The sequence below is a fragment of the Maribacter sp. genome, from assembly GCA_020629415.1.
Classification (GTDB): Bacteria; Bacteroidota; Bacteroidia; order Flavobacteriales; family Flavobacteriaceae; genus Maribacter; species Maribacter huludaoensis.
In genome coordinates this window covers 106,055-127,048 of the sequence record JAHDDL010000002.1, presented here as the reverse complement: position 1 = coordinate 127,048, position 20,994 = coordinate 106,055, and the positions used below count along the sequence as shown (strand labels likewise).

General features: G+C 34.5%; 19 protein-coding genes and 1 tRNA gene. 10 read left to right on the top strand and 10 right to left on the bottom strand.

Annotated elements, in window-relative coordinates; translation table 11 throughout:
* Positions 1–11 precede the first annotated feature (11 nt).
* A complete protein-coding gene (gene bshB1, locus QZ657_RS01810; protein ID WP_291964572.1) occupies positions 12–728 on the top strand; it encodes a bacillithiol biosynthesis deacetylase BshB1 in 717 nt (238 codons plus the stop codon).
* On the opposite strand, the gene QZ657_RS01805 is transcribed toward bshB1, so the two are convergent.
* The gene (locus tag QZ657_RS01805) at positions 725–2,815 is read right to left on the bottom strand and encodes a tetratricopeptide repeat-containing sensor histidine kinase (protein ID WP_291964570.1); all 2,091 of its coding nucleotides are present in this window, start codon (positions 2,813–2,815) and stop codon (positions 725–727) included. The genes bshB1 and QZ657_RS01805 overlap by 4 nt on opposite strands.
* Before the next feature lie 205 nt (positions 2,816–3,020).
* Positions 3,021–5,069 carry a tetratricopeptide repeat-containing sensor histidine kinase gene (locus tag QZ657_RS01800; protein ID WP_291964568.1) on the bottom strand — a complete coding sequence of 683 codons (2,049 nt, stop codon included), beginning with the start codon at positions 5,067–5,069 and terminating at the stop codon, positions 3,021–3,023.
* Between the two features lie 156 nt (positions 5,070–5,225).
* Between QZ657_RS01800 and QZ657_RS01795 the strand changes: the two genes are divergently transcribed.
* Positions 5,226–5,301 (top strand) — tRNA-His (locus QZ657_RS01795).
* 132 nt (positions 5,302–5,433) lie between these two features.
* Here QZ657_RS01795 and QZ657_RS01790 read toward each other — a convergent pair.
* From QZ657_RS01790 to QZ657_RS01780, 3 genes are all read right to left on the bottom strand, one after another.
* Positions 5,434–6,984 carry a M28 family peptidase gene (locus QZ657_RS01790; protein ID WP_291964567.1) on the bottom strand — a complete coding sequence of 517 codons (1,551 nt, stop codon included), beginning with the start codon at positions 6,982–6,984 and terminating at the stop codon, positions 5,434–5,436.
* A gap of 91 nt (positions 6,985–7,075) precedes the next feature.
* A complete protein-coding gene (locus QZ657_RS01785; RefSeq protein ID WP_291964565.1) occupies positions 7,076–7,744 on the bottom strand; it encodes an SGNH/GDSL hydrolase family protein in 669 nt (222 codons plus the stop codon).
* Positions 7,745–7,770: 26 nt separating this feature from the next.
* Positions 7,771–8,193, bottom strand: coding sequence for a hypothetical protein (locus tag QZ657_RS01780; RefSeq protein WP_291960400.1), 423 nt, complete (start codon positions 8,191–8,193; stop codon positions 7,771–7,773).
* Positions 8,194–8,343: 150 nt separating this feature from the next.
* Between QZ657_RS01780 and QZ657_RS01775 the strand changes: the two genes are divergently transcribed.
* Positions 8,344–8,799: a hypothetical protein gene (locus QZ657_RS01775; RefSeq protein ID WP_291964563.1), complete on the top strand. Its 456-nt coding sequence runs from the start codon at positions 8,344–8,346 to the stop codon at positions 8,797–8,799.
* 5 nt (positions 8,800–8,804) lie between these two features.
* On the opposite strand, the gene QZ657_RS01770 is transcribed toward QZ657_RS01775, so the two are convergent.
* Positions 8,805–10,289 carry a S10 family peptidase gene (locus tag QZ657_RS01770; protein ID WP_291964561.1) on the bottom strand — a complete coding sequence of 495 codons (1,485 nt, stop codon included), beginning with the start codon at positions 10,287–10,289 and terminating at the stop codon, positions 8,805–8,807.
* Positions 10,290–10,511: 222 nt separating this feature from the next.
* On the opposite strand from QZ657_RS01770, the gene QZ657_RS01765 reads away from it, so the two are divergent.
* The 3 genes from QZ657_RS01765 (at position 10,512) to QZ657_RS01755 (ending at position 15,377) form a co-directional block, all read left to right on the top strand.
* Positions 10,512–11,648 carry a Gfo/Idh/MocA family protein gene (locus tag QZ657_RS01765; RefSeq protein ID WP_291964559.1) on the top strand — a complete coding sequence of 379 codons (1,137 nt, stop codon included), beginning with the start codon at positions 10,512–10,514 and terminating at the stop codon, positions 11,646–11,648.
* Positions 11,649–11,838: 190 nt separating this feature from the next.
* Positions 11,839–13,461, top strand: a complete 1,623-nt coding sequence (locus tag QZ657_RS01760) for an alkaline phosphatase PhoX (RefSeq protein WP_291964557.1) — start codon at positions 11,839–11,841, stop codon at positions 13,459–13,461.
* A gap of 77 nt (positions 13,462–13,538) precedes the next feature.
* Positions 13,539–15,377 carry a cytochrome-c peroxidase gene (locus QZ657_RS01755; protein ID WP_291964555.1) on the top strand — a complete coding sequence of 613 codons (1,839 nt, stop codon included), beginning with the start codon at positions 13,539–13,541 and terminating at the stop codon, positions 15,375–15,377.
* On the opposite strand, the gene QZ657_RS01750 is transcribed toward QZ657_RS01755, so the two are convergent.
* From QZ657_RS01750 to QZ657_RS01740, 3 genes are read right to left on the bottom strand one after another with little or no spacing between them, the layout of a single operon-like run.
* Positions 15,374–16,138 carry a TIGR02757 family protein gene (locus tag QZ657_RS01750; protein WP_291964553.1) on the bottom strand — a complete coding sequence of 255 codons (765 nt, stop codon included), beginning with the start codon at positions 16,136–16,138 and terminating at the stop codon, positions 15,374–15,376. The genes QZ657_RS01755 and QZ657_RS01750 overlap by 4 nt on opposite strands.
* The gene (locus tag QZ657_RS01745; RefSeq protein WP_291960408.1) at positions 16,135–16,692 is read right to left on the bottom strand and encodes a CPBP family intramembrane glutamic endopeptidase; all 558 of its coding nucleotides are present in this window, start codon (positions 16,690–16,692) and stop codon (positions 16,135–16,137) included. The genes QZ657_RS01750 and QZ657_RS01745 overlap by 4 nt, the downstream gene beginning before the upstream one ends.
* A gap of 11 nt (positions 16,693–16,703) precedes the next feature.
* A complete protein-coding gene (locus QZ657_RS01740) occupies positions 16,704–17,384 on the bottom strand; it encodes an ABC transporter ATP-binding protein (protein ID WP_291964551.1) in 681 nt (226 codons plus the stop codon).
* A gap of 232 nt (positions 17,385–17,616) precedes the next feature.
* Here QZ657_RS01740 and folE point away from each other — a divergent pair, with 232 nt between their 5' ends.
* The 4 genes from folE to QZ657_RS01720 all read left to right on the top strand — a co-directional run bounded on the left by folE (position 17,617) and on the right by QZ657_RS01720 (position 20,355).
* Positions 17,617–18,216: a GTP cyclohydrolase I FolE gene (gene folE, locus QZ657_RS01735; protein ID WP_291960411.1), complete on the top strand. Its 600-nt coding sequence runs from the start codon at positions 17,617–17,619 to the stop codon at positions 18,214–18,216.
* A gap of 79 nt (positions 18,217–18,295) precedes the next feature.
* Positions 18,296–18,595 (top strand): hypothetical protein, encoded by a 300-nt coding sequence (locus QZ657_RS01730; RefSeq protein WP_276473355.1) that lies wholly within the window; start codon positions 18,296–18,298, stop codon positions 18,593–18,595.
* Between the two features lie 53 nt (positions 18,596–18,648).
* Entirely contained in the window at positions 18,649–19,869 is a 1,221-nt protein-coding gene (locus QZ657_RS01725) for a sulfite oxidase (protein ID WP_291964549.1), read from the top strand.
* A complete protein-coding gene (locus tag QZ657_RS01720) occupies positions 19,870–20,355 on the top strand; it encodes a monoheme cytochrome C (protein WP_291960415.1) in 486 nt (161 codons plus the stop codon).
* A 62-nt stretch (positions 20,356–20,417) separates the two neighbouring features.
* On the opposite strand, the gene QZ657_RS01715 is transcribed toward QZ657_RS01720, so the two are convergent.
* Positions 20,418–20,972, bottom strand: a complete 555-nt coding sequence (locus tag QZ657_RS01715; protein WP_291964547.1) for a type 1 periplasmic binding fold superfamily protein — start codon at positions 20,970–20,972, stop codon at positions 20,418–20,420.
* Between the last annotated feature and the right edge of the window lie 22 nt (positions 20,973–20,994).

The following is a 20,994-nucleotide window of genomic DNA, read 5'->3' as shown; positions in this document are numbered from 1 at the left end:
ATTAGAATAGTATGAAGTTGGATATTTTAGTATTTGGAGCGCACCCAGATGATGCCGAACTTGGGGCAGGAGGTACCATTGCAAAAGAAATTGCTCTAGGTAAAAAAGTAGGTATCGTAGATTTGACCCGTGGTGAATTAGGTACAAGGGGTTCTGCAGAAATACGTGATAGAGAATCTGCCGCTGCCGCAAAGATTTTAGGAGTTGCGGTTCGAGAAAATTTAAGATTTAGGGATGGTTTTTTCATTAATAATGAAGCACATCAACTAGAAATCATAAAAATGATACGTAAATACCAGCCTAATATCGTATTGTGCAATGCTATTGACGATCGCCATATAGACCACGGTAAAGGAAGTAAGTTGGTTAGCGATGCCTGCTTTTTAAGTGGATTAAGAAGAATTGAAACTAAAGTAGGAGATGAGAAGCAGCAAGAATGGAGACCTAAACTAGTTTATCATTATATTCAATGGAAGAATATTAGTCCAGATTTTGTGGTAGATATCAGTACGTATATAGATACTAAAACAGATGCAATTTTAGCCTATAGTTCTCAGTTTCATGATCCAAATAGCAATGAACCCGAAACGCCTATTAGCAGTAAGACATTTATAGAAAGTGTGCATTACAGGGCCAAAGATTTAGGCAGGTTGGTTGGTGTTGATTATGCTGAAGGATTTACCGTAGAAAGAATGGTTGCGGTAGATTCGTTAGACCACCTTATTTAAGCAGATTCTTTATACTGTTTTTGAATTCGTGGAATGGTAAAGTAAAAACTAGAACCTTTGCCTATGGCACTATGTACCCATATTTTTCCATTATTTTTTTCGACCATTTCTTTGCATAATGAAAGCCCTAGACCGGTTCCTTTTTCATTATTGGTACCGTAAGTAGTATGGTTAGAATCTTTTTCAAATAATTTGCTAATGATATCTTCGCTCATGCCCATACCATTATCTTTAACATATATCTCGCAAGTTTTAATTTTTTGAATGGCACCAATAACTATTTGACCATTATTTGGAGTAAATTTTAGAGCATTACTTAAAAGATTTCTAATGATAATGTCTATTTGATTTGGGTCTGACCAAATTTGGCAATTAGGCTCGATCCTATTTACAAGAGAAATAGACTTAGATTCTGCTATTTCAGATAACAATGCAATATTTTCTTCAACGATACTATCCAAATTAGTAACAGAATGTTTGGTTATTGATCCGTTCATTTGTGTTTGTCCCCATGACAGTAAATTGTTGAGGGTAAATGATATAGTGTCTATATCTACTTTCAGTTTAGGTACAAAATTCAGAAATTCTTCTTTGGTCATTTCACCTTCCTTAAATAATTTTAGAAGTCCTTGAAATGCACCTATAGGTCCTCTTAAATCATGTCCTATTATAGAAAATAATTTGTTTTTGGTTTGATTTAGCTCGTTCAGGTAAGCTTGTTTTTCTTCTAGGGCCGTTTTTTTATGTCTTAACTGCTGATTCAGTTTTTTCTGCGCTTGTTCGTTTCTGTGAATTAGGAAAGTAATGATTGCAAAGATGAACAATATTACGATAAATACATAAATGTAAATTTTTTGTTTGGCCAATGCTTTTTCATTATCAAGAATCAATTGTTTTTTTTGTTGATCGTAGGCAACTCGGGTTTTAAGCATGCTCAGTGCTTTTTCGTTGCTGATCGCAGAAAGAGATTCATAAGTTGCTTGGTAAATTTCATGATACCAAAGAGACTTTTCAAAGTCTTTTTTGTTCTTGAATATCTTTGATAGTTTTTGTGCACTACTTTTAATACCTAATCTTAAGCCTATTTTTTTTGAAAGGTTAAAGGCATTCAATGCATGTATTTCTGCTATACTATCTTTTTCAAGATTTAGATATGCTTCGGTCATACCATTTAATAAGTCTATTTTACCTCTGTCGTCCTCAATTTCCTCGTGTAATAGTTCACTTTGTTTATACCAGTAAAGTGCCCATGTATTCTTATTTTTTTTAAGGTAGATTTTACCTTTAATTTCATAACAATAGGCTAACCATTCCAATATTTTTTCCTTTTCAAAAGTGGCAATACTTATATTGATATTGTACATGGCATAATCTAGCTCATTCATATCCGCATATGTAGAAGCTATATTACTAAGTGTTTCCGCTAGAAAAATCGGATTACCTATTTCTTCATGAATACTTTTAGATTTCTGTAGAAAAACCATGGCTTGCTCATAGTCTTTTTGTTCCAGATATAGATGTGCAATATTGTCGTTGACAATAGAGATTATATTTTTGTAATCATATTTCTCAGCAATTTCAATAGTAGCCAAATACCATTTCAGCGCTTTTGAGTATTCACCTTTGTACCCATATTCCTTGGCTAAATCGTTTAAAATTCCCGCCTTTAACAAATGATCATCATACTTGTCTGCAAGTTTGTAGGCTTTGGAGAAATATTCAATGGCCTGGTCTATTCTTCCTTTATCAGAATAAAATCCGCCTAAAGCATGATAAGAATTTATTTCGCCGTTTATGTAAGATGCATTTTTGCTAAGTTCAAGACTTTTTTCACTAAGAATTTTTAAACTGTCTAAATAGTGAAAACGATACCTATTGGCCAACTCAAGTAGACTATTGATGTAAACCGTGTCTTTAGAATTAAAATTAGCAGAAAGTTTTATTTGCTCTATTTCATTTATGAGTGTGTCACGATTAGAATCTTGGGCTTTAATAGAATAAAGTATGCCATTAAAAAAAAAGCATAAGACTATACAACCTCTAAAAAGGCCCATTAGTTTATGCAGTTTTATTAATCCTAAATTCATAGATATCACTGTAATGTGAATCTAAAATTAGTTTAGAGCGGTAGGAATTAGGAATAAATGTTGTGAAACGCGATTTATTGTGTGTTTTGACGTCGTATTTGTGTATTTTGTCGATGATTTTGAAAATTTTGGAAGAAATAGTAACCAATTAAATAATTCTGTTGTCTACAATTTTCAATAAAATTATTATAATTAAAATTCACTGTTAGGCGATAGCTAAGGGAAGTTCTACAATAAATTGGCTGCCTTTGTTCGGTTCACTTTTTACCGCTATTTCACCGTTATTCTTAATTACCATTGCTTTAACGAGTCTTAAGCCTAACCCTGTACCTTTTTCTTTATTTGTACCATAATTAGAAAAATTTTCAGAAGAACTAAATAGCTTTTGAACATCTTCCTCTGTCATGCCTACACCGGTATCGGAAACTTCAATGACCAGGTTCCTATTTTTTATCTTGGTAGAAATGGTAATCATGCCATTGTTTGGGGTAAACTTAATGGCATTGTTGATCAGGTTTCTGAAAATGATATTAAATTGTTGCAAATCTGCAAAAACACTGTGGTTAGTAGCAACTTGGTTATTTATACGTATGGATTTCTTGTTAATTTCATTTCTATATAATTGTAAAATTATATCTAATTCTCCTTTGACCTGTATACTTTTAATATTTACCGTACTGCCTTGCATTTGCGTTTTTCCCCAGTGCAGAAGATTATCCATAGTAAATTGCACTTGCTCTAAATCCTCTTTTAGCTGTGGCGCAAATTTTTCAAAATAAGTTTTACCTTCTGGATCTTCCAGGTATAATGCTAAAATTTCATTTAATGAAATTATGGGACCTCTTAGGTCATGACCAACAATTGAAAATAAACGGTCTTGATTTGCGTTAATTTGGGTAAGTTTTTTCTGGTTTTCGTTTAGAATTTCTGCTTGGTTCGCCAGTTTTTTGTTTAATTTTTTTTCTCGTTGATTAGCGCTAAAAATAAGAAACACAATAATCATCAATGTAATTAAACCTGCAAGAGACCATTTAACATATTTGCGCTGTTCGTTTAACGCCAATTCATTTTCTGCTTTTAAACGTTGCGTTTCTTTATCAAAATTCAATTTTGCGTTGAGCATCATTAAATTTTGTCTATTTTTTTTCTTATAATTATCATTAGAGATTTTTTCGGTTAGCTCTAAATATTTTAATGATTCTGTTATTAAATTTTGCTTTTTCTTAATTTCATACATGGTTCTATAAGCTTTTTCCAAACCTGCATCATAATCCGATGATTTATAGAGATCAAGACTTTTTAAGACAAATTCTTCAGATTTAACAAGATTGTTTAAACCTAGGTAGGACCTTGCCAATCCATATTTAATATCGGCTTTAGTTTTGACATCGCTAATTGTACTATGCATGTCCAAAGACTTTTGATAATTCTTTATGGCCTTCTCATAATCGTTTAATTTAAGATAGTAAAGACCTTGGGTGGCGTAGGTCCATGCCAGCCACGTATTGTTATTATGGGTCTCATACATTTTAAAGGTCTCGTCTAGATTACTTTTTGCTACTCTTAAATTTCCTAGTTCTATGTTTAAAAATGCCATGTTGCTCAACATCATGGCTTCTTTTGTTGGGTCATTTAATTTTTTAACAACCTCAAATGCTGCAGCATAGTATTTTAACGCTTCGTCAGAATCTTCTAATCGACTAAAAATTGTTCCTAAATTCATGTTTAGTCGGAACAAATTAAATTCGTCATTAGTCCTTTCCGCAATGGCCAGGGCGTGTAAAAATTGAGTATATGTAGATGGGTAATCGTTTTTGAAAAAATAGGCTTGCCCAAGGGTATTATAAATTTTCATTTCTATTTTGGGATAATCCTTTAGATGAGGATTGTTTACCGTTTTCAAACAAAATTCAATTGCCTTATCTGTTTTTCCTGTATAAAGGTATAAAGTGGCAAAATTTGACAAAGCTTCCAGTTCGCCATAAACGTAATTATTTTTTTTACTCAATTCAAGTGCTCGTTTTGAGTTTATTTTCATCGAATCTTGCGCTATTAACCGTTGGTAATAGGAGAGTTTGTTTAAGTTATCGATATACTCAAAGTCATTTTCAGAAAAATCTGGACATTTTTCTAATTCTAAATTTTTTTCATGATAAAGTTGAACACTGTCTTTTTGTGCTAATGCGGTAAAAATATTTAAACAAACTAAAGCTAAGAGAAGAAAAGTAAGCTTATAATTTGATTTAGAATACATTATGATTTAGGTGTGATATAGGTGAGTTGTTATATTTAAAACTTAAAGTTAAAAGAAATAAATTAAACCATTCTTAAAATTAAATATTTCTTCAAATTTCAATTAAATATTTGTTAGAACTATATAAAAAAATTATCTTTGCACTCGCTTACAAATGGTGGTTGTAGCTCAGCTGGTTAGAGCATCGGTTTGTGGTACCGAGGGTCGCCGGTTCGAACCCGGTCTTCCACCCTAAAGCAGATAGAAAGTCTTGGATTCATTCCAAGACTTTTTTGTTTTATAGGTATTGGTTTTCAGTTTTTTATGTAAAAAAAATAAGTCTTCCACAAAGTGGCAGACTTATTAAATTTAAATAGGTAGATGCTTAATCTACCTTTAATTTTTGCTCTCTATTGGCTATTTCCCAAGCAGTGTGAAATACTAACCTAGTTCTGTTCTGCAATAGATCATAATTGATTTTGTCTGGTGTATCACTTGGTTTATGATAATCAGCATGCGTTCCATTAAAATAAAATATGATCGGAATGTTATTTTTAGCAAAATTATAATGGTCACTTCTATAGTAAAAACGATTAGGGTCGTTTTCGTCATTATACGTATAGTCTAGCTCTATATTCATGAATTTCTTATTCACTTCTTCAGATAGGTTGTGTAATTCAATACTAAGTTTATCAGAACCTATTAAGTAAATATAATTTCTATCTCCCTCACGTTTTGGGTCAATTCTACCGATCATGTCAATATTTAAATTTGCTACGGTTTGCTCTAAAGGAACAATTGGATCAACATCAGTGTAATATTGAGATCCTAATAATCCTTTTTCTTCCCCGGTAACATGTAAGAATACAATTGATCTTTTAGGACCCACACCTGCATTTGATGCTTTTTTAAAAGCTTCTGCAATTTCCAATAGGGCAACGGTACCTGATCCGTCATCATCTGCACCATTATTGATTTCCCCGTCTCCGGTAATACCAATATGATCTAAGTGAGATGAAATAATCAAATACTCATTTGGTTTTTCAGAACCTTTGATCATTGCTACCACATTTTCAGACTTAATTACATCATTAGAACTTTCAAAACTTAAATCAATCTTTTTTGATACTACCTTAGATTCACTATCAGATTCTATACTTGCATGCAAACTCTTGGCAAGCTCTTGATCAATAAATAGGCTGTAGAATTCAGGGGCATTGTTATCAACTACTTCCATTCTGCCACTGTTGTTCTGTTTCATTGATTCAAATCTGCGTTTAAATCTGTTGAAATTGTCCGTATCATAATACAGAACACCTATTGCGCCCTTATCAACCGCTATTTGAATTCTTTTTGTTAACGATTCTGACATATTGCTCCATAAAGAGGTTTCTGTATTGCCGGATATTACGTAATTTCCATCGGACTTCTTTGGCTCACCAGATTTTAATAAAACTATTTTTCCGGTTACATCAATATCATTATAACTAGAATAAGAATCATCTTCAATACCATAACCAACATAAATAATTTCATTTACAGAAGTGTTTGCGGCCGCAAAGGTCAGAACATGCTCCCCAATTGAAAAATCGGTTCCGTTTACACTTAACTTTCCTTTTGGTAGCTTACTTATTTCCAATGGTACATCTTGAAAATAATTTCCGTCAGTTTTAGCTGCAGGAATACCCAATTTCTCATATTCAGCTTTTAAATAGGCAATAGCCTTTTTTTGACCTGGTTGTCCAGTTTCTCTGCCTTCAAATTCATCGGATGCATAGATATATAGATGCTCCTTTAATTCTGTCTCTGTAATAGATTCTGCAAACGTAATTTCCGATGCTGTCGTAGATGCCTCTGTGGAGACATCATTAACTGTTTTTTGAGAGGAATTGCAAGAAATCGCCGTAGCGACCAATAAGAATAGTGTTTTTTTCATTTTGTCGAAATCAAATTTTTTCAAAAATAATCAAATCTTTAGTGGTTTCAATCCGCATTATCAACAATGGGAATAGCACTAAATTGAAATTTTAATTTTTTATAGCTTGGGCGATTGCCGCTTCAACTAATGGCTCCATGACCATATAGCCTTCGGCAGTTGGGTGTACTTCGTCTGCTGCATATTTCTTTGGTAGGCCGTTACGCTCATCAACCATGGCAGAGAAGTAATCTAAATAGATATGTCCATGTGTATTCGCGTATTTTTTTATCATCGCATTAAGCTTTATAATTTTTTCTGCAGGTTCTAAACCCGGTTTCCAAGGGTAATCATAGGCGGGTAGGGTAGAAGAAAGAATTACCTTAATGTCATTTGCATGGGCCATCTCTGTCATACCTTTAATATTGTCCATAATCATTTTTAAGCTAGATGGTCCTGTATTACCTGCTATATCATTGGTACCTGCCAATATTGTTACCACTTTTGGTTTAAGGTCAATGACATCTTGTCTAAATCTTATTAACATCTGTGGCGTAGTTTGACCACTGATACCCCGATTTATATAGGGTTTACCCTTAAAAAACTCCGGACGCGTTTTTAACCAGCCTATTGTAATGGAATTGCCCATAAACACCACACGGTTTTCGTTTTCCGTGGCTTGTTCTATTTTGTCATTAGCAACTTTAAAATGTTTTAAATCTGCCCAATCTTGTGCATTTACAGAGGTTAATCCTAAAATAGATAATATATAGGTATACATTATTGTTTTTATTCTATGCATCTTTACTATGATTGTTGAATTAGTTCTTTTTCTTCAGCCTTTAATGGGATGTTATTTATAATACTTGCCTTATTTGGTCTTTGTGCTGCCAAATAGGCCAATAAGCACACAGAAATAACCAAAGGAAGGGCATTGGCAGTATTGTAATATGCAAACAATCCTATAAAGGCAGGAATTTCAATAAGCGCATATTTGATATGTAAAGCAGATTGATACTTTTTTAGCTTTTCTTCTAAACGACTTTCTGATTTAATATTGGAAGTCATTTTTTTAAAGATCCATTGACTACCAAAATAGCCTAACATTGCAAATACCGGAACTATATATAAAAATACACCTTGACCCGCTGTACTTGTATTAAATGATTTGATCTGTAAAAATACCCAAAGGGTAAAAATGCTTAAGCCTATTAATAGGAATAGATGCATTATTGTAAGACTTTTGATAAAACTTTTTATTTCCATATTTTAATTTAAAATCCTAAGATAATATAAAATTGACCTATGATGAATTTGACGGGTTATTACTTGTAATTATTTAACCTAGGCCATCTATTAGAATTTTTATCTTTGCGCAGTATGAAAAAGATACTAACTATTTCTCTTCTGCTATTTTTAGCTGTCAAAGCTTACGGTCAAATTGAGAAAGATAAGGTTCTCCACTTTTTAGGTGGCAATCTTTACGGACTTGTAGGGGCGGGAATTGCGAACGAAGTTTCAGATGGCAATAGAACATGGACCTTTGTTGGTTCGGTTGGTGGCAGTTTGCTAATTGGTTTGGCCAAAGAGGCTATTGATGAAAATCAATACGGTGGGTGGAGCAATGAAGATTTGTTAGCTACCGTACTGGGTGGTGTAACTGTTGGTGCTACAATTGACATTTTCAAAAAAAGAAAAAAACGTAAAAGGGAACAATTATTTAAAGATGCTACAAAGACGGTAGATTACCGTCATCAAATGAAATTCCCAATAAAAACAACTGAGATCAACTCGCTATATGTATTGGGAATGTCCAGTACGGTTTTAGAAAGGTAGTTTTTCTAATACTTTGCACTTTTTCCTGTAGCAATAGTACGCTTTATAAAATCGCGGATGTCATCATTTGCGGTTTTTAAATCTTCTCTTCGTAGGTACATCATATGACCTGAACGATATCCTTTAAAACTAAATCTATCATTCATGCGGCCACTTGGGTCTACTTGCCACATGGTATATTTTGCATTGAAGTATGTGGTAGCTCCATCATAATAGCCAGATTGTACCAAAACATTTAAATATGGGTTTTGCGCCATTGCTTGTCTTAAATTATCTCTGGTATTGTCATCGTCATTGTTCCAAGGGTGTACCGGACCGAAAATATTATATTTTACATCGGTCTTAAAATTTAACTCTTCCTGTAAGTAATAGTTAATGGCAGGGGTAAAGCTATGTAGCCAAGATGTTAATTCAGAATTATAGTCCGGCTTTGTACCGGCTAGTTGTTTATCTATTCCTAAATATCTTGAATCTAAACGCCCTACGGTATGCCCGCTTTTATCTTTTAGAAGATTTTTCCAAAAGAAAGAAGTAGGTACGGAAAGGTTGTGGTCAAGAATGTCTTTTTTGTTCAATCCTGAGTAATAAGCCATTTTATCTGCTACGGCTTCTTTTTCAGAAGCCTCTAAAAATCCTCCTTTAGCCAAAGCCGGTATTAGCTTATCAATTGTATATGCTTCAGACTCCGGTAGAATTTCTAAAAGATCCTTACTCTGTAAGGCAGGTGGTAAAACTTTGTGATGCCATGCCGCTGCTGTATAATAAGGTAGGTTTATTGCTTCGGCAACGGGTCCGGAATTGCGTATCACTTTATAATCGGCCGGTGAAACCATTATGACACCGTTTAAATACATCCATTGTTGATTTTGTAGAGCCAAAGAAAGACCCATTACACGTGTGCCCCCATAACTTTCCCCGATTATATATTTTGGCGAGCGCCATCTGTTGTTTCTGGTTACAAAGGTGTTCAGCCATTCTGCCAAATATTTAATATCGGCATTTATGCCAAAGAATTTGTCGCGGTCAACTTCTTTTCCGCTTGCAGGAATAGTTCTGCTATAACCTGTGTTTACAGGATTTACATAAACGATATCCGCAATATCTAAAACTGAATGCGGATTATCATTTACACCATAAGGTTGAACAGGATATCCTTCATTATCAATTTTTAAAACCTTTGGTCCGGTATACGCCAAATGCATCCATACCGAACCTGATCCTGGACCACCGTTAAATGAAATCAATAGCGGTCTAGCAGCACGATCCTTGATGTTGTTTCTAGTATAATAGGTATAATGCAAAGAGGCTATGGGTTTTGCATTTTCATCCCATACAGGTTGGGTCCCGGTCTGTGCGGTGTACGAAAAACTAGCACCATTAATGGTAGCGTTGTGTTCTGTTGTAATAACGGTGTCTACAGATAATTCCCTAGACTGGCCAAAGGTAAATGCAGTGACCAAACAAATGGTAAATTGTACTATTATTTTCATGGTTTGATAAGGTTCTGTTGTAAAACGAAAATAAGCATAATTGTGCTATTTTATTTCTTGTTCGGACCGATTGAATTTGAATTGTCAAATTTGTAATTATGATGGTTTTAAAAATGGAATGTTTAAAATTTTTTGGCTGGTATTCATAATGTTAATACAACCTAAATAATTATGGAATTACCTGATAATTATTTACTTTTCTAATTCATACAACTAATACTCATGAAACAACTTACAAGACGATCATTTAATGGTTTGGCTACTAAAGGGCTGTTAGGATCCGCTTTACTAGCAAACATGCCGTTGGCAAATGCCTTTACAAATAATAAAAGCAGTAAAAAGTTGGGTGTAGCCTTGGTTGGTTTAGGGAGCTACAGTACTTATCAATTAGCACCTTCTTTATTGGATACGGAGCATTGTTATTTGGCAGGAATTGTAACCGGTACCAAAGAAAAGGAATCAGTTTGGCAAGAGAAATACAATATACCCAAAGAGAATATTTATAATTATGAGAATTTTGATACCATTGCGGATAATGACAGTATAGATGTTGTTTATGTAGTACTACCCAACAGTATGCATGCGGAATTTTGTATTCGTGCGGCAAAGGCAGGTAAACATGTTATCTGTGAAAAACCAATGGCCGTAAGTGTTGCGGAATGTGATGCAATTATGAATGCCTGCAATGAGCATAAGGTTAAGCTTTCTGTTGGTTATAGAATGCAAAGTGACCCTTATACCCATGAAGTCAAAAAATACGTTAGGGAAAAAACTTTTGGCGATGTTTTGTTTGTTTCATCTGATGCAGGATATGTCTCTAACGGTAATCCAGATCAATGGCGACTAAATAAAAAATTATCTGGTGGCGGAGCGCTAATGAACATGGGTGTGTACGCTATACAAACCAGTATTTATGGTACAGGTCAAAACCCTATTTCAGTTTCTGCACAAGAATTTAGTACTAGACCAGATTATTTTAAGGATACCGATGAAACCATTACCGCTCAGTTTAAATTTGAGAATGGTGCTGTTGCACATATGATGACGTCGCATAATGCAAATGGTAATAGATTAAAATGTCATTGTAGTAAAGGTTGGTTTGAGTTAGATCCAGCCCATAGTTACGGGCCAATAAGTGGTAGAACTTCTAATGGAGATGTCTTAAAGTTTCCACATAAAAGACAACAGGCTTTACAGATGGATGATTTTGCAAAGCATATTTTGTTGGACAGTAAAAACGTGGCTCCTGGTGAAATGGGAAAAAGAGATATGATAATTGTAGAGGCTATTTACAAATCTATTAGCGAAGGTGGTCAGGAACAGATATTGTCATTAGGTGATTTAGGTATTGTGTTGTAATTGTATGATTTACAATTGATTGCAAATTAACTTAAATTTAATTTCAAGTTTTGATCACTTCAACTTCAAGTTAAGTTTACATGTTAACATTATCATAAGGTTTAGTTCATTTATTGCTAATTTTTAGAATACCTTATTACAAGGTTATCTCTATAGTTTTGGCATTCATAACCTAAAAACTATATTGATAATGAAACAAACGAAAAATTTACTATTTAAAGCCCTTTTCCTTTCTTGCTTAGGATTAGCTGTTATGAGCTGTGATGGAGAAGACGGTGTAGATGGTACAAATGGTATTGACGGTGTAGACGGTGCTGATGGCGCAGACGGAGCCGATGGCGCCGATGGTGCTGACGGACAAGATTTGACTCTGGAAGAATCTATTCCATTAACTAGTTCCGTAACTCCAAACGAACTATTCGAACTTAAAGGTGTTTTTGCAGGTTCTGCCGACCTTAATATGATCATGTCTTCTGCAGATATCTTAGAATCTGATTCTACTTTTGTTTATGGTTCTTATATGGATGGAGCTGCACTTTACCCTACAGAAGATGGTAACTATGCTTTGATCAATAATTTAGAAGCAGATTACTCTATTGCAAGAATTATGTTGAATTCTAATTTAGAGCCTTTACAAGGAGATTATATCGTAAATTCTACAGCTACTGCTTTTACGGCAATGTGTTCTGGATCTTCAGTTACTGTTGAAGAGCACGGGTTTGGTCCTTTATACCTTTCTGGTGGAGAATGGGGCGGTAACGCTAAAGGTGTTTTTAAAGTAAACCCGTTTAGAGCAAAAGAAGATAGGGTAGAAGTAGAAAGATTACCTGCAATGGGTGAGTGGTCAACAGAAAATGCTGTTGTTATTGGAAAAGATGCCTATTCTTCTCAAACAGTAGTTTTTATGGGTGATGACCACAGTGATAATACATACCCACAAGCTCATTTTGGAATGTACGTTGGTCAAAGAGGTGATCTTTATGGAGGTAAACTTTATGTACTTAGAGGTACAAACCCAGTAGAATCTGCTCCTGGAGAAGGCGGTCAATTATTTGAAATGGGTATGGCTCAAGACATTGAATACGATGTAGAATGGGTAGAAGTTACCGAAAGAACAATAGATGAATTGAACCAAGAAGCTATTGACTTGGGTGCTATAGGATTTCAAAGAATTGAAGATATCGATTGGAGAAGAGGTTCTGCCGACGCTCAAAGAGAAGTATATTTTAATGCTACCGGTAGAATTCGTGGAGATAATCCGGATCTTAACTTAAGAGGAACAGGTTTTGGTCGTGTTTACAAACTGGTTTTAGATCCTGAAGATCCAACGGCTCCTGCTAAATTAACTGTTGTAGTTGATGGTGACTTAGAAGGTGGAAAAGGTGATGGAATGCATTCTCCAGATAACATTTTGGTAACTGAAAACTATGCTTACATCCAAGAAGATCCAAACGGATATTCTGACTTAAACGCTGATATTACTGGGTTTGCGAAGTTGTGGCAATTAGACCTAAATACGGGCAACTTTGTTGAAGTTATGGAGTGTAACCAAACATATGCTGCTAGTGTTGGTATTGGTAATACCGATAGTATGTGGGAAATAACCGGCTTGATCGATGTTACCGATATCATAGGTGCATCTGAACCAACCTTTATTGGTGGAGCTCAAGTACATGGTTGGAATTTTAGTACCACTCCTGATACAGCTGTAAGGGCAGACGGACTTAAATTTGTTGACCCTACTGCAATTAGTGAAGGCAGTGCTCGCTTAGAAGGTTCAGTTTTATTCAAATTGACTGGCTTACCTAGATAAGTGATGTAATTGTACCAAGTTTAAAGGTTCCCTTCACTGGGAACCTTTTTCTATTCATATTAATTTCAAAGTGAAACATGAGCGCATTTTATTATAAATGGATTTTGATAGTATTTGTTTGTTTTTTTCTGTCTTGCAAGAATGAGGAAACAAAACCTTTGTTGGCTATAAATGCTAATGATCAATCTATGTTCAACAATGCTATAAGGGAACATTATTTTTTGGCATTGGATAGTACTTCTTATTACATGCAGCAAATAGATACCGCACAATCGCTCTCAAAGAACAAAGAACTGTTTTTAAAAAGTAGGGAATGGTATAAAAGGGTAGAGCCTATGCTTATCGCATATGATTATGAGAATTACATCTCAATGAATGCGCCTAATTTGCTTAAGGTAGAAATAGACGACCATACCGATATTAAAAAACAAAAACCAAAGAGTTTTCAAGTATTGGAAGAGCTTCTTTATAGTGAAGAAGGATATTCCAATGAAGATTTGAATATCGTATTGGAGTATTTAAAGATTAGAATTCCGTTTGTACGAAAAAATCATATTCTTATCACCCAAAGAGATAGGCATCATTTAAAAATGATAAGAGATGCCATTGTAAATGTGGCTACTAAAGGTATTACAGGTTTTGATTCTCCAATGTTGGCAAACTCTTTGAACGATGCTGTTTATAATTATGAAACGCTACAAACAGTTTTGGATATTTATAAAAAGGCTTTCAAGGATAATACGTTATATGCACAATGGGAAAAAGAAATTTCTTCCACCATTGATGATTTACAAAGTGCCAATTTTGATGAATTTGATCGATACTCATTTATAAAATTACATACCAATAAGCAATTGGAGCTAGTTGATAAGACTGCTAATGATTGGGGAATTGAATTAAGCCAATCAAGAGCTTTAGACCCTAAGGTGACCAATCTTTTTGACAAGAACTTTTTTAATATGAAGATGTTTTCCACGCAAAGAGCACCAGATATTACTGAAGAAAGAATTGAGTTAGGAAGACAGTTGTTCAATGATACAGATTTATCCGGCTCCGGTACTATAAGCTGTGCCACTTGCCATATTGCGGAAAAAGCATTTACCGACGGTCATAAAATTGCTAAAGGTATAAACGGCCAAGATTTGCAACGTAATTCACCAACATTAACTTATGCCGTTTACCAACGTTCTTTGTTTTATGATGGTAGGGCAGATGGTCTTGAGGATCAAATTGTTGGAGTCACCAATAATGAAAATGAGTTTCACATCGATTTGGAAAAATTAGAAGAGAAAATTCAAGATAAATCAGTGTATAAAGTTCAATTTGATTCGCTTTACGATGGCAAAATTACCGATATGAACGTGCGTAATGCCATTGCAACATATATAAGAAGTTTAGCTCCGTTCGATTCTAAATTCGATCGGAACATGAACAATCTAGAAGAAACAATGACCAATGAGGAAATTAATGGCTTTAATCTTTTTATGGGTAAAGCTGCGTGTGCCACTTGTCATTTTCCACCGGCATTTAACGGTACAGTGCCTCCTAAATATATGGAAAGCGAATTTGAAAATTTGGGCGTGCCCAAAAACGCAAGTTTTGAAAACCCTGTTTTAGATGATGATTGGGGGCAGTATTATCCTTATGAAGTAGAGGAGAAGAAGCATTTTTTTAAAACTTCAACAGTGCGTAATGCAGAATTAACCGGACCTTACATGCACAACGGAGTGTATGAAACTTTAGAGGAAGTAGTGGAGTTTTATAATGTTGGTGGTGGTCAGGGCATGGGTTTAGATGTACCTTACCAAACATTACCTCCAGATTCTTTACATCTAACGACTACAGAATCTAAGGCAATTATTGCGTTTATGAAAACACTGACCGATAAAAGATTTGACAAAGAAGCCTTAAACTAGAATTTTTCAAAAACACCTAAACCAAAAAGGGCAAAATCATATTTAACTGGATCCAAAGGGTCCAGTTTTCTTAAGCTTTTATCTAGTTCGGCTAACGCTTTTGCATCGTTTTGTTTTCGTTTTAATAATCCTAATTTTCTAGCTACATTACCTGAATGTACATCTAATGGGCAAGATAATTTTGAAGCAGGTATTCCTTTCCATATGCCAAAATCTACATTGGTAGTTGCATCTCTAACCATCCAACGTAAAAACATATTTATCCTTTTGGCGGCAGAACCTTTTAAAGGATCAGATACGTGCTTTGTTGTGCGTTGCTCATATGGTAATTCAAAAAATGTTTTCTTGAATTTTGAAATTGTGGGCTGTAGACTGTCATTAGATTGATGCATGGTAAATACACCTTCAAGACCTTGGTGGAACGTGTAAATATTTTTTAAGCTTTTTATAAAATATTTTAAATCATTTTCATTGAACGTTCTATGAACAAATCCTGATAAATTATCTAAATCATCATCGGTATGGTTAAGCACAAAGTCATACGGACTTTGTCCCATTTTTTCCATTAACTTATGAGAATTATTGATGATGCTCTTTCTGTTGCCCCAAGCAATGGTTGCCGTTAGAAAAGCACTGATTTCAATATCTTCTTTTTGTGTGAAAAGATGTGGAATTTGTATAGGATCGGTTTCTAAGAATTCAGGTTTGTTATATTCAAAAACCTTTTCGTCAAGAAATATTTTTAGCTCACTTTTTGTCATTCAATAGAAATATCTAACAATTGCATAATTAGCACAGGAACCACTAAAACCATATTGTAAATGGCGTGTAGCGCGATGGACCATAACAAACCAAATTTTACCCGTATGTAGCCTAAAAGAAATCCTACACTAATTTGTGGTGCAACCAACAATGGAGAAAAAAGTAAAACCTGAGTGCTCATTTCAAAATTACTGATATGCATAAGGCCGAACGCAATTGTAAACAAATAGAAAATTAATTTAAAATATTTTGAATCTTTAAAAAAGACAAGCGGACCTCTAAATAACAATTCTTCAAAGAAAGGAGCTACAATTACTGCTAAAAAGAAAATAAGTGCCACTGAGTAATTTCCGAATAAATCATCCATGGCATGTTTGCCCATCTCAAGCTTTAGAATACTTTCTAAAACTCCTGCTACCATTAATAATACAATACTTGCCGTTAATGCGATAATTAAAAGGTTGAAGAGAATTCTCAATTTTTCTGATAGAGAACTTTCAATATCTTGTGTATAGACAGGTTTTATTATAAATGAAAGTAGCTCTTGAAGCATACGGATCTTGGTTATGCTATTATTATTTCCTTGTCTACAATTTTACCATCTACCATGGTTAATTTACGATCTGCCGTTTCTGCCAATTCAGCATTGTGGGTAACGATTACAAAGGTCTGTCCAAACTTTTCACGTAGCTCAAAAAATAGTTTGTGCAGGTTATCAGCGCTTTCTGAATCTAAATTACCGCTAGGTTCATCGGCAAAAATTATGGAGGGGTTGTTGATCAAGGCACGGGCAACCGCTACACGTTGTTGTTCTCCGCCAGATAGTTCTGATGGTTTGTGGTCGTAACGATGGGATAATCCTAAAAAATCTAAAAGTTCTTTGGCTCTATCTTCAGCTTCAGATTTTGGCGTCTTTTTAATAAATGCAGGTAGGCATACATTTTCAATGGCCGTAAATTCTGGCAATAATTGGTGAAATTGAAAAATGAATCCTATATGTTCATTTCTAAATTTTGCTAAATCTTTATCATTTAGTTCTGTAGTTTCAATACCATTTATCAGTAACGTACTGTCTTTTCTATTTGATTGAACGTCTAAAGTTCCTAAAATTTGTAATAAGGTAGTTTTACCGGCACCGGAAGCACCAACTATAGATACTATTTCTCCTTTTTGAATATGAAGGTCAACTCCTTTTAGTACTTCTAATTCTCCGTAGTACTTATGAATGTTAGAAGCTTTTATCATGGGTAAGTTTATGTTTAAGGTTGTAAATTGATCAAATTCAAATTTAATGAAAAACGATCATGCTAAATATAGTTATTCATTTTAAGTATTAATTATTATCCGGTTTAAGCGTAATTGAAAATGGCTATTCTAAAATATGCACTATTTTATGATATTTTTACGTTTGATGATGAAAGAAAATATTAAATTTGTTCAACCTAAAATGAATTAGGTTAAACACAAATAGAAATTTATGTCCCCTTATAAGAATTTAGAAGAATACAATCTTGAAATTACCGATGAAGTTAAAAGTAGATATTCATCTATAATAGATGAAATTGGTGAAGATGTATCTAGGGAAGGTTTGGTTAAGACACCGGAACGTGCAGCTAAAGCTATGTTGTTTTTAACACAGGGGTATCAGCAAGATGCCGTTGAAATTTTACAAGGGGCAATGTTTAAAGAAGATTATGATGACATGGTCATTATAAAGGATATTGAGCTATATTCTTTGTGTGAACATCACATGTTGCCATTTTTTGGTAAGGCCCATATTGCTTATATCCCTAATGGACAAATAGTTGGGTTGAGTAAGATACCTCGTGTAGTTGATGTTTTTGCTAGAAGATTACAGGTACAGGAGAGACTTACGCATGACATATTGGAATGTATTAACAATACACTGAAACCAAAGGGAGTGGCCGTAGTAATTGAAGCTTCGCACATGTGCATGATGATGCGTGGTGTGCAAAAACAGAACTCTGTTACCACAACATCTGGCTTTAGAGGTCAATTTGAAAAGATTGAAACCAGAAATGAATTTTTAAAATTGATTAGCTCAGATCTTTCATAATCTGAAAAATTGCGTATAATCAATTTTTAAATTTGGCATCTTTGTTGCATTATTTAGTTAGAATAACTAATTTTTCAATATGTCAATTTTAAAAGATAAAAAATACAAGCAACTTTTTATGGGTTTGCTTTTTGATGGTATAGGTATGCTTTCTTTTGCTATACCGTTCGTGGGCGAATTTTCTGATATAGTTTGGGCTCCGCTCTCTGCTTGGTTAATGACCCGCATGTATAAAGGCAAAGTAGGTCAGGCAGCTGGGATATTCACTTTTGTAGAAGAGATTATACCAGGTTTTGATGTAATACCATCGTTTACCTTAATGTGGTTATATACCTATGTTTTTAAGGGTTCAAAAAAAGGTCAAACAATAGAGGTTTAGAACATTATTTAAATTTGTAAAATCACTTAACTTTATCTCAAATACCATGAGTTGTGAAGAGAAGAAGTTTTGTTGCAAAATCCAGTTTAAGTAGTATAGCTACTTTGTTAGGAGTAGATATTGTCTTTAAACAAGTAATGCCCGATGGTTATACTCCAATAGCTTTACAAGATACAGACCCATTTAAATTATTCAATAAAGATAAGGGTATGATGGTTTTGAACGATAAGCCTTGGAATATTGAAGCACAAGCCCATCTCTTAGATGATAAGGTAACTCCCAATAAGTCTATTTTTATTAGAAATAATGGACTTGTTCCTGAAAAAATCGATGTAGAAAACTGGACTCTTACCATTGACGGGGAGTCTGTAGAAAAGCCAAAAACTTATTCACTTGCAGAGTTAAAGTCAAAATTTAAACATCATACTTATCAATTGACCTTAGAGTGTGGCGGTAATGGTAGAAGCGAATTTGATCCACCTGCAAAAGGAAATCAATGGACAGTGGGTGCGGTCTACTGTGCTAATTGGACTGGTGTAAGGTTAAAAGATGTGTTAGAAGATGTAGGTATTAACGATGATGCTGTCTATTTTGGTTATCACGCTGCAGATGTGCATCTTAGTAGAGATCCTGGTAAAGAACCTATATCTAGGGGAGCACCCATTGCAAAAGCTTTACAAGATGAAACATTGTTGGCCTTTAAAATGAACGGAGCCGATATTCCTTTAGTACATGGTTATCCCTTACGGGTCATTGCAGGAGGATGGCCTGCCTCGGTTTCTGGAAAATGGTTACAACGTATTAGTATTAGAAATATAGTTCATGACGGTACCAAAATGACCGGAACGGCATATAGAGTGCCTTGTAAACCCGTTGCTCCTGGTGAAAAAGTCGCGGATGAAGATATGTGTATCATTGAATCTATGCCGGTAAAATCTTTAATTACATACCCTAAATCTGGTGCTATTTTATCAAAAAGTAAAAAGTTAAGTATTAGGGGTCATGCCTGGGCAGGTGAATTAGAGGTTGCCAAAATGGAATATTCCATAGATTTTGGTGCTACTTGGAACTCTTGTTCTTTACAAAGACCGGTAAACCGTTTAGCGTGGCAGCATTTTTCAGCAGATATTTCATTTCCGCAGGAGGGATATTATGAAGTTTGGGCAAAAGCCACTGATACAAACGGGGTAGGGCAGCCTATGTTACTACCCGGATGGAACCCGAAAGGGTATTTAAATAACGCTTGTCATAGAATAGCCGTAAAAATCACCTAGATGAAAAAGCAAAATCTTGATACGCTAAAACGCGATTTTAAAGATTTATATAGAAAGACTATACTTGCCAGTGTTGTAATTGCTATTGGAGGTATTGCTTTACTATACTTTATAGTTGACCCAAATTTATCTGCTTTTAAAGCTAACGAACCTAAAACGGAAATTGTAGAGATACCTGCTGAAAACGATTTTAATAAAATAGAAAATGGTATTCATGTAGCAACTGGTTTTATAGAGGCGCCAGGTATGACAGAAACAATACAGAATTGTACCAATTGCCATTCATCTAAGTTGGTCATGCAGAATAGAATGAATGAAGAACGATGGAAATCTACTATTGAATGGATGCAAGAAACCCAGAACCTGTGGGATTTAGGAGAAAATGAAGCTGTTATCATCAACTATTTAATTACCAACTATCCACCAAAAAAAGTGGGTAGGAGGGCGGTACTTGCGGATGTTGAATGGTATCAACTAGAAGAATAAATAGAAAAAGCCTTTGAATTTAATTCAAAGGCTTTTTAATTACGTTAAGTGGTAGCGTATACTTATTCTACTACTACGTCAAAAGTCTGAGTAATATCAGTTTCTCCACCTGCATCTGCCAAAGTACCATCGTTTGGTTTTGTGGGTTCATGACGTAATGTAATAGTTACAGTTCCTGTTCCTGCATCACCAGTTAACAATTCAAATTCAAGACCAATAGGATTTCCATCTCCATCTTCATCAGAATATGTTACCTCTGTAATAGCTCCTGATAGTCCAAAGAAAAATTGGTGTTCGTCAGCTTCTTCAGCTACTTCTTCGGTAATATCTTCAGCAGGAGTTTCAGTTTCGTTCAATAATTCAATACTACCTGCGTAGGTTGTGTTTGCCGTTAAATTATCTGCCGTTATAACAGGTTTATTTGGTCCATCACCATCTAAATCTTGAGATTGAAGTGTAGCAGTACCGTCAGCACTAGTTAAAGTAACAGTCATTGTAGTGATAATTTCTTCTTCGTTTACTACTTCTGGTGTATCATCGTCACTAGAACATGATGTCATTACTGTTGCCATTAAACTTAATGCTAAAATGGTTTTTACTGTTTTGTTTCTTTTCATAATTGTACTTGTTTTCAATTGT